The organism is Pseudomonas sp. OA65, from assembly GCF_017498305.1.
In the GTDB taxonomy this organism is placed as follows: Bacteria; Pseudomonadota; Gammaproteobacteria; order Pseudomonadales; family Pseudomonadaceae; genus Aquipseudomonas; species Aquipseudomonas zanjanensis.
The window spans coordinates 1-9,882 of the sequence record NZ_JAGDEZ010000077.1; the positions used below are offsets into that span (position 1 = coordinate 1).

General features: G+C 52.6%; 5 protein-coding genes. All 5 read right to left on the reverse strand.

The window, feature by feature from the left end:
* Positions 1-256 precede the first annotated feature (256 nt).
* The 5 genes from J3361_RS28865 to J3361_RS28885 all read right to left on the reverse strand — a co-directional run bounded on the left by J3361_RS28865 (position 257) and on the right by J3361_RS28885 (position 9,460).
* Positions 257-2,467 (reverse strand): hypothetical protein, encoded by a 2,211-nt coding sequence (locus J3361_RS28865; protein WP_207967399.1) that lies wholly within the window; start codon positions 2,465-2,467, stop codon positions 257-259.
* Entirely contained in the window at positions 2,464-3,165 is a 702-nt protein-coding gene (locus tag J3361_RS28870; protein WP_207967400.1) for a hypothetical protein, read from the reverse strand. The genes J3361_RS28865 and J3361_RS28870 overlap by 4 nt, the downstream gene beginning before the upstream one ends.
* Before the next feature lie 47 nt (positions 3,166-3,212).
* Complete coding sequence (locus tag J3361_RS28875) at positions 3,213-5,507, reverse strand: hypothetical protein (RefSeq protein ID WP_207967401.1); 2,295 nt, start codon at positions 5,505-5,507, stop codon at positions 3,213-3,215.
* Between the two features lie 64 nt (positions 5,508-5,571).
* Positions 5,572-7,980, reverse strand: a complete 2,409-nt coding sequence (locus J3361_RS28880; RefSeq protein WP_207967402.1) for a hypothetical protein — start codon at positions 7,978-7,980, stop codon at positions 5,572-5,574.
* 40 nt (positions 7,981-8,020) lie between these two features.
* The gene (locus J3361_RS28885) at positions 8,021-9,460 is read right to left on the reverse strand and encodes a hypothetical protein (protein WP_207967403.1); all 1,440 of its coding nucleotides are present in this window, start codon (positions 9,458-9,460) and stop codon (positions 8,021-8,023) included.
* Positions 9,461-9,882: the final 422 nt, after the last annotated feature.

Below are 9,882 nucleotides of genomic sequence, written 5' to 3' on the forward strand. Positions count from 1 at the left end.
AGTTCAGCGGAACATCGGGACCTTGCAGGTGATTAGTTTTCACGTCGGGCAAGTTGATGGAAAACGTATATTGCCCGGTACGTGGGTCAACGCCGCCTTCTATAAAACTCATGAAGTTAAAGGCATTGGAATGTACTGAATTCGAGATAGTCATCTTCTATTCCTCGCTCACTTTCGAATTTATAGGTCGGCGATAGGGCGACGTCCCCATGTTCAACGACTGACCATCACCTGCCCTATCGCCAAGCATTAATATTCAGTTACCTGTCTGCAGTTGGACGGGCTTGAACAGGTTATGGTCCAATTTGTTGCGGTCACCCACAATACTGGACGGAAGGAAAGAAATCCGCCGAAAGTGCGGGTTTCCACGCTTATCGACCAATTTCACCAGCAAGTCTCGGGACAGTTTGTCTCGAGATTGATTTCCTCGACGGATATAAGGGATGCGATCAGAACGATGTAGGGTGATGACCAATTGGCCCTCGTCAAAGTGCGTTTCGACGACAGCAACCTCAAGCGACTCGTTCTTGACCACATTCACGAGCGCGTCATCGAACTTCACGTTACCGAGCGCCTCCTCTTTCAGCGGATCCTTGAAGATATACCCTGTCCAACTGAACATGGTTTCGGCCATTTGCTCGCTCTCCCAACGAATGGTCGATGTCGAGATCGACGTATGCACATCGTTTGCGTCAACGGACACGAACTCCAGTGTCTCGAAAGCAGTCCCTGCCAAACCCACGTTCCCTGTGTATGCAAACTTCCAGTAATCGAGAGTGCGCAAATGAAGGTCGAAGTCATCCTCCTCCGGCTCACCTGGCAAAGCCGCTCCTCCATCCACCCTGGCTCGCTTGAATGCGTAGTCCTCATATTGAAAGTGCGGGATCCCAAGCGGTCTAATCTCGATCTTAGCGTTTTGATCGGTAAAATCGGTCGAATCAAACCATTTAAAATCTTGCCCGTCCTTTTGAAACCTCGCACGAAAAGTGTTTACATCATTCGCTTCTGCCCGTGAGTGGAGATAAATATTAATCCGACTGATGGCGGCGTTGGGCGAGTTATCCGGCACAGCCACTCCGCTCGCGGCCAATTCAAAACGATTCCCAACCAAACGGCTGCGCCAAGTCTCTCTATCCCCTGCTGGAATGCCATCGAGGGGATCCTCGACAGGGTTTATCTCAGCGCCCACCCAATCGTCCACCAACCTCATGCTGGCCTTCTCGTTTACGCTCAGCGGGTATTCCGTATTACCGACAGGGTTGGTCTCGACTACGATTTCCGTCTTGAGCTGTTGATAACCATTGGCATACAACGAGCCAAGTCTCCCCTCATCGAGCCCGCCAGGGACTTTTATGGTGAATCGTGAAAGCGTTTCCCAGGTACCCTCCGGCTCCAGTTCGGAAAGCTCAACGATGCTGTAGCCACTGGACAACACCACACCGTTACTGACGATTTCGCATTGCACGACACTGCTGGAGGCAGGGCCCTGTGCCAAGGCGGTGAAATGCCCATTGGAACTGACGGTGCCGCCACCGCTGATCACTCTCCAGCGTCTGGGAATGCCGGGCAATAGCGTGGTGTCATCCCTCAGTTGTAGCGCTACGGTTTTTGCTGCTGGAACATACGCCGGAACAATTCGCAATTGTTGCTGCACATGCATCAGCACCAGGGATAACAGCCGTGTCTCGGCACCTGAGACTTCAATCTGTTGCACCACCAGGCCTTTGGCTATCGAGCGGATATCTGGTGTGAAAATTGCCTGGTTGCCACTTGGGGTCAGCTCTCCATAGTCGGGCGCGTGCGAGGCCCAGGTCACGCTCCCGCCGTCTACTGTCGATGCCTTCAACACGATAGGTTGTGAAAGCGCTCGGACTGGGTAAACCGCAGCATGCGGCACCACTATTACGCTGTCGAATACCACTAACAGCAAGGCTGATGCAGTGTAGGTTTTACCGTCAGCGATATATTTGGCAGTCACGACCACGTGCAACGAATCATGCCCAATGACAGTCCTCGGGGCGGCGGTATACACCCCGGAGGTAATCGTGCCGTGTCCCGCCGGGGTATGACTTTGTAGACTGACCGCCTCCCACTCGCTGGCCTCGATCTCTCTTCCATTCCAGTCATGTAACGTAAAGCGCTGCGTGCCTCCAGCCTGTATCGTCTGGAACGTTGGCTCCAGCGAAATGCGGGTTCGTTTCGCATTGATATTACCGAACACCGCCAGATCGGCAGGTGTGTGTCGCTCGCGCTCTTCAAAAACATTTTCGCCGGGAAACAGCAAGTTATTGAGCACGTCCAGCCGCCCATTTTCGATGTAAGGAATCATCGCTTGAGAAAGAACCAAAGCTGCCGAATATCGATCACTGCCATCAGCCTCCTGATCATCGGGAAGCAAATACGGGAAACGCGTGTCCGGCGGGAAATTTCCATCGACCCCACTGCCCGCAAGTTGTATGAAAATCACCACCCCCCCTCACCAAAGTTCAATGCGCCCTTGACCTTCGCTCCTGGGGCCGCCTGGGTGAGAATACGAAATGAAGTGGGGGTTAAAGGGTTGTAGCCTTTCAACTCAAGCATCCCTAGCTGAAAGACACTCCGATGCGCCGGCAACGTCAGAAAACGTTGCTTCAGAAAATCAGACAGGCGTGTATTCGTTGCTTCGTCATCACCGGCCAGATTGCAGCGAAAGTTAACCCCTTCAGCCAAGTTCAGCTTGACTTTGCCCTGCTTATCGATTTCACCGACAACGACCGACAGGTCGATATCCATTTCAACCTGAAAACCTTGCGACTCGGCGATATTGAACGTCGACGAGAGCGTTTTTACTGTGCCGGCGGAATGACGCGAAGCGGCATAGCGACCGCTTAAAATATTCATCGACACAACAGCCGTGGAGTTAGTCAGCGATGCGGTATTGAACGACAATCGCGGCGGGCCCAACATAAGACCTTCCAACTCGACGTAATTGCTCTTAAGGTCGTCCAGAAACACCTGTCCATTAAAAGGCGGCAGAAAGCCGAGTGTATTGAAGCGCTCAATATATTGTTGCTCCAACAACCGATTCAAACGGCCCCGACTGAAAATGGAAACCGCGCCCCAGCCTTGAGTCACCGACCCCTGACGCATACGTGCCAGCAAACTTTCCAACGAATTGCCAGACATGATATTGCCCTCTCATTCACTTAAGGAACAAAGCAATGGAACTGTGTTTAGTTAGCTAAAGCGCTAAGCACGGACGGAAAATTTGTGAGGGGCAGCGGCAAAATGATATAGCCCTCAAAATCACCGAAATCATCGTTTTTCACCAACACTGTAATCAAAACAAACCGTTCCTTGGCTGTAATGCTCTCGCTATACAAGCCCGTCGAGGCATCGATTGATCCCGGTCCACCGAGCGGGAGCGACCATTGACCCTCTATGGGTATATCGTTTACAAAGACTTGCAATTGAATCTGCCCTTCTGGCAGTTTCAGGCTGTCCGCCGGCTTGATCGTGGCGCCGGGTTCCTTCTGAAGTACCAGTACGTAGGTAGACTGGACTTGAGTTTCATGGGCTACTTCTACTTCATCGAGTACAAAGGTCTTGGTAGACACCCTTGGACCGGCGACGTAAGTGTGATCCCCGCCTGGTTTGTCGCTGGCGACCACGTCGCCGCTTTCACCCGCCACTGGATTTTTGATGGCCCAACTCAGTTCACTTCCGTCCAGGTGACCTGCCGACAGCTCTACCTGCTGGTCGTGGTAGCACACTTGAATGTGCGGATTGACGGTAATCGGTTTCGCCATGACCGTGAGCAATGTCACGCTTCGCTGTTGACTGGACGGGTCGCTGGCGATGACCAGCACGCGGTTGAATGCGCCATTTAGCGCGTGAGCCGGTGGCGCTTGGTACAGACCTGTACGTTCGTCAATTTCGCCAGGGTCGCCGCCGCTTCCCGCAATACTCTCCACCGACCAGCGCAGGCCCGCAAGTTCGGGCTCAGTGCTCAACTGCAGGGATCTGCCGGCCGCTACCATGGGTTGTCGCTCGACAATCGAAAAAGACGAGCCGGAGGTATTGATCTGGCCAAACATCGCCAAGTCGAAGGGCAAAGAGACGTGGGAGGGTTGCACGAGGCTACTGCCCACTATTCCCACGCCTGCCAGGAAAGTTTCCGACTCTGTTGTCGTCAAGGTAGTGGCGAACCGCCCAAGTATTGCCCTCTTCACCGTATTGGCGACGAAATCCTTGATATGTTCTAACAGCAAAGGTTCAATCGTCACGGGAAGCCCGGAAACATGGCTGACCTCTTGCGTCTCGGTGTACGGCATGAACAACTCACCTTCCATGGCCGAAGCGCCGGACTCATCTGCCAACAAACGGAACTCATGCTGCAAATCGATATTGAAAGTAGCCGTGTGGGAACTCCAGGCGGTGCCACCCAAAACCCGATAACTGAAGGACAGAGAGAGGGTACCCTGCCAGCGTTGACGCACCTCATTCTGAGCAAACTCGACCGTCAGTGGCGAAGCCCCGCCCGTAGCCGAAAGATTGAAGGCCTCGGACTCGAACTCATAATCAAGGCTCGCATAACGGCCCACGGCAGCCTGTAGGACGCCGCGCGTGGCCACCATCTTTACCAGCGCGCCGCCTTGATCGAAAGTACGCTCGAATTCGGCATCTTCAAGTAAATTCACGAGTGCATGGCCGAACGCAGCACGATGAATCAATGCCTGGGAAAACAGTGCAGTCCCCGAGTAGGTTTGCTGCGCATCATCATCCGGAATCAGGTATTTGAAACCGGAGCCGTCGCCAGGGAATGAGCCTGAGTGACCATCGACCATGCGAGAGAACACTAGCAGCGCACCGTCTTCTGTACCTGGCGTCAGCGGCTGCTCCTCGCGGGCCTGGGTCCGCACATGGATGTCGTCGGCGAACATGAATGGATTCCCTTCGTTGGGAAAGGTTGCGAGGGTATAGACTCGCTGGTCAGCGTCTAACCCCTGGAACCAGCTCTTGAACAGCTTCCCTCCTTCCCGTTGCTCGTTCGGAGTGCCAAACAACGTCAGCAAGACCTGTTCGCTGTTGGCCAAATCCAACCTCACACCCTGGGCATCGGTCGTTATAATCAAGTCCAAGGTTACTTGCGGTCCATCCAGCGGATCGAGGGCCCTGAGGCTCGTGACTCTCTTTTGTCCCAGAGCGGTTTCCACCGCCATATGGTTCCCCTCTGCGACCGTCAGTCTCAAATAGGCTCTGGAGCTCTGAAAACTCGCACGATCAAAGGAAAGTGCCGCCGCAGCCAATGTGAACCCGCTCAGGTAATGGGCCACATTTGTATCGGGTATTTCTACAGTACCCGTCATACCGCTCAAGTCGATGCCTTGACTTAATCGAGTGATATAGTCTGTTTCCAACCCATGGTTAAGTTTGCCACCCTCCAGGGCGACAATGAGATCCCAGCCGCGCATTTGAGAGTTATCTTTCATCCACGCCAATAAACTTTCCAACGAATTACCGGCCATGACATTGCCTCCAGGGGACATGCATAGTTAACAACGGTAGTGGCGAGTCATTAATGATCGCTGCTTAATGACTCAATACTTTGAATAACTCTGGAAACTCAACCAGAGGTAATGGCAAGATCAGATGGCCTTCAAACTTGCCATAAGGCGGCCCCGCGTCCACCACGGCGAAAATCAGCACGAATCGTTCAGTAGCCGACGGGCTCGCACGGTACAGGCCCATTGAATCGATCGAACCTGGCCCGCCCATAGGAAGACTCCACTCAGCGTCCACTAAATTACCATTGATGTAGGCCTCCAGTTGGACCTGTCCCTGTACAAGATCAATGTTGAGAATTTTCACCGGTAACCCGCTAGCCCGATGCAACACGAGGACGTGGGCTGATCGAGTTGTATTCGTCCGACTATTCTTGACTTCGATCTCGTCAAGCACATAGGTTTTGCCGTCCACTGGCGGCCCGGGGTGATAAGTATGATCACCCTCGGGTTTCTTGCTGGGCCGTACCTCGCCACTTTCATTCTCGACAGGGTTCTTGATCGACCAGGTCAGTTCCTCGTGCTTCAAAGAACCCGCCGTCAGTTCGACTGTGGCACTGAAGTCGCAAACCTGTATCAGAGGATGGACTGACAGGTCGTGGACCAGCACGGTCACCAATGCCGAACTGTGATAATCCGAATTCGGGGCCGTTGCCGTGACTCGCACCCGCTTGAAACGCCCCATAATTGCCTGCGGCGCCTCGTACAATCCGGTAGCACTGATGGCGCCCGGATCGCCTGTATCATTAGGTAAGTTCTCCACGCTCCACAGCAGCCCCGTATCGATAGGCGGATCAGTGCTGAACTGCTGGGTGTCGCCTTGCTGCATCAGCGGTCGCATGGGGTTGATCATGAAAGAAGTTCGGGCAGGATTAATTCGCCCGAAATAAGCGATATCACGGGGCGAGCGGATTTCCACAGTTTCCATTGCCTGCCCGAAATTCAATTTTATGATGCTTTTAATAAGAGACTTAAATCTAGAACTAAAATACAGTGTTACAAACAACAACAGCCTAACACGTGTCTCACTGGCGGCGATATGCACCGCTACAAGAAACGCAGTCAATACAAGCGCTATAAAATCCAAAAGAAAGTCCGGAACAACTTTTGCACGACTCCAATCTAACTGCTCTTCAGACAGAGACTTTGTTATGTAGAAGTCATATGTAGTCGGTGAGATCACCGGCGCGACGACACCATCCAGGCCGACGACTTCTTTCAACTCAAATACTGCTTCAAGAGCATATAGGATCCGCCCTTCCACATGATAAGGCCCTACTGGGTCGCTATTATTCTCTTTGTAATATATGTCGACGATTTCGACACTTTCCGATTGCCAGTGCATAGTCGCCCCACGGGCGCTGAAAACCAAGGTAAAAGGCGTCAAGGGGCTGTATGCAGGAACAATTGAGGGCTGTCGATGTATAGTTACCACCGCAAAGCCATCCTCAGTCTTTACAAGAAACTCATGTTCCAGCTCCCCAGAAACTAAAAAAGATCCACTTTTTACAGTAACCGACTCTATCTGATCGTCCCTATAGGTGTACTCCAAATCCTCAGTCGCGAACAATGATTTGACTCTATCAATCAACGCCTTCTGCCAACCCAACTCAGTTGACAGACGCGCCCAATCGAACAACACAGTCGCCGAGTAATCCTTACCTGCATCATCAGGGATCAAGTATTTGTAGTTCCCCTCGGGATAGTTCCCTCCGTCACTTCCTGCCATGCGTATGAGGGCCAGGATAGCGCCGTTACCGTGCTCGGAGGAACGTGGATCATGGGCAGCCGCTCCGCTCGACTGAGTGCGTAAAACAAATGACTCCGGACGCATCACATCACTTGTTCCGTGCTCAATACTGCCCAACGGCCAGATGCGTTTATCAGCGGGCAGGGTGTTGAATAAGTCCTTGAAAAACCCCCCTCCCAACCGGTGCTCCTCCGGCGTTTGGCCAACAGTCAATCTGAAATTATCGCTTTTACTCAAGTCCAGTATCACGCGCCCATTGAGCTCGACATTACCCGGCACCTGGTCCAACAGTAAGTCTAAATACAACTTCGGCCCCGACAGTGGATCGATCTCATCCACCATCTCCGCCTTCCAGCCGAAGCTTTCCCTTTTCAGGCTAAATTCACTTCCACCCACGACAGACATCGTCAACATGGCTCTGGAATCATTGAGATTGGCATTTTCGAAGGACAGCAACGGGACATCCATTACAAAGTCATGAACAACGTTCATATATACGTTTTCGACAATCGTTATCTCTCCGCGAATCGGAGGCAAATAGCTTCCGACATCGAAGCGGCGTATATATTCCTGGATCATCAGCAAGTTAGCTTTGCGTCGCTCCAGAGCAACAATCATCCCCCACTTCAGCATCTGCGAGTCTTCTTTCATCCAAGCCAATAATGCCTCGAGCGAATTACCTGACATGATCCGATCCTCATTGAATGAATAATCTTTCCGCTAGGCGCTAGGCCACCAACTTCGGGGATATCCTGGGAAATGGTTTATAGGTATTACCGTCGTCGAAACTGGTTTCGACGATTACATCGAATTGAACATTAAGTTGCAGCTTCTCAAGAAAGGTACGGGGCAGGCTCGCGAATATTCGCTCCTCGTTATACTCTTCTGCAGTGACCAACTCGGCGTCCCCCTCGCGCAAGTCGAACGTGTCTTCGCCACCGCCTGCAAGGACGCCCTTAGCGTAAATCCTCACTCGCTGATCCGGCTTCATGTAGCTCCACGACCCCAAGCGAAAGATCACCTCGTCTTCTACCGTCCTCAAAGAAATTTGATTACCCGGCGAAGCGGGAGAATCGATTTGAAGGGTCGGCCAACCGCTTACCATATCCTTGATTTCCAAATCGAAAATTTTCGACGTATAAGGCTCCTCCCCCAGTGGAGTCACTGTATAAAACACGTTCAGGCGCTTGCCCATGTTCGCCGGTACAAACTGTGGAGGGATATGGAAACGCTTCGGATTAGTGGTCATAGGGTCAGCGATATGACTGCCGGAATTACCGTAACCTTCCCAATGCATCTGAACCTTATCGCCCGAACCAATCACAGCCTCGTCCGGAAGGCTGATATAGACACCTCCCTTGATATTGGCGGCGGACAGATAGCCCCGGTTGTCTTCATCGTCACCGTCCCGTATCACGCCTTCAATGTTGGCAAGCGGCAGATACAGGGGCCGGCGTAAGGTCAATTGCAGCGGCTCCGAGGTACCAGCACTTCCCACCCGGGCATACTGGTACACCAGCTCGATTGGCTTGCCGTTATTGGCCGACAACCACTCATGATCGACCCTGACCTCGAGGACACCGCTATCAACTGTCGACGGATCGACACGCAACGTCTTTATTTCCCGCGGATCGCCCCAGGCATACAGCACCACCTCATCGCCCACCTCGATGCCGGGATACACATCAATGACCACCGTGATGCCGTTGGGGTGCGCTTCGGGATCCAGCATGTCACCGGTAAAGTCCTTGATTCGAGGAGCAGGCATTAAATCGGTTTGCCACGTCACGATACGCAGCGCCTGCGTGTGGGAAAGGGTGGGCACCGTTGGGTTGGCATAAACGACGCTGTAGCTCATCGATGCGGAACCGCCCTCAATGCTTTCCAGCTCATTGGCTTGCACCATCCATTGCAGGGGTTGCCCTATGTCGAGGTCGGTCAGGGTTTTTCTGCGGACAAAATCTTCCCAACGCACACCGTCGTCAAAGTACCTTTCCATGGTGAACGTCACTTCATCGCCCACCGACATCGCCTTATAAGGCGGCGCGACTACGCTAGCCTGAGTTCCCACTCGTGCGACGTCTACGGCACAATCATGGGACTCCTTGATTTGAGGAACCGGAAGTAAGTTCGAGGTCACTTCTGGCAGAGGTCGCACGACGGCCATGATTTGTAACTCCTGAGAAAGAATGGGCGGATGGCCAGATGTTTCGCTGCCGCATCAGTCAAGTTGCCTCCCTTTTACGCCTTGCCTATCGATCTGCCTACTATCAGAACTGTTAGGTTACTCGGTGTGATTCAGCTGTTATGGTCTTGTCAGACATCGATATTTATTCCCTGAAATCCGCTCTCAATAGGAAGGTCGGCGCTGGCTTTGTTTTAGGTCCAACAGTCTACCGATAGGCGTTTCTTATTACCTTTTGGAGGTCACCACAATGACGACTGCCAGTGCTGTACATTCCAATGCGCTTAACTTTATGAGTTCCTTAAAGAACGGGGTCGATCCACGCACCGGTCTCTACGCGATATCGATCAACTTTCCTGAGATTCAAACCAATGATTTGCGCGGTCCGAGTTTCGCTCTAGCAC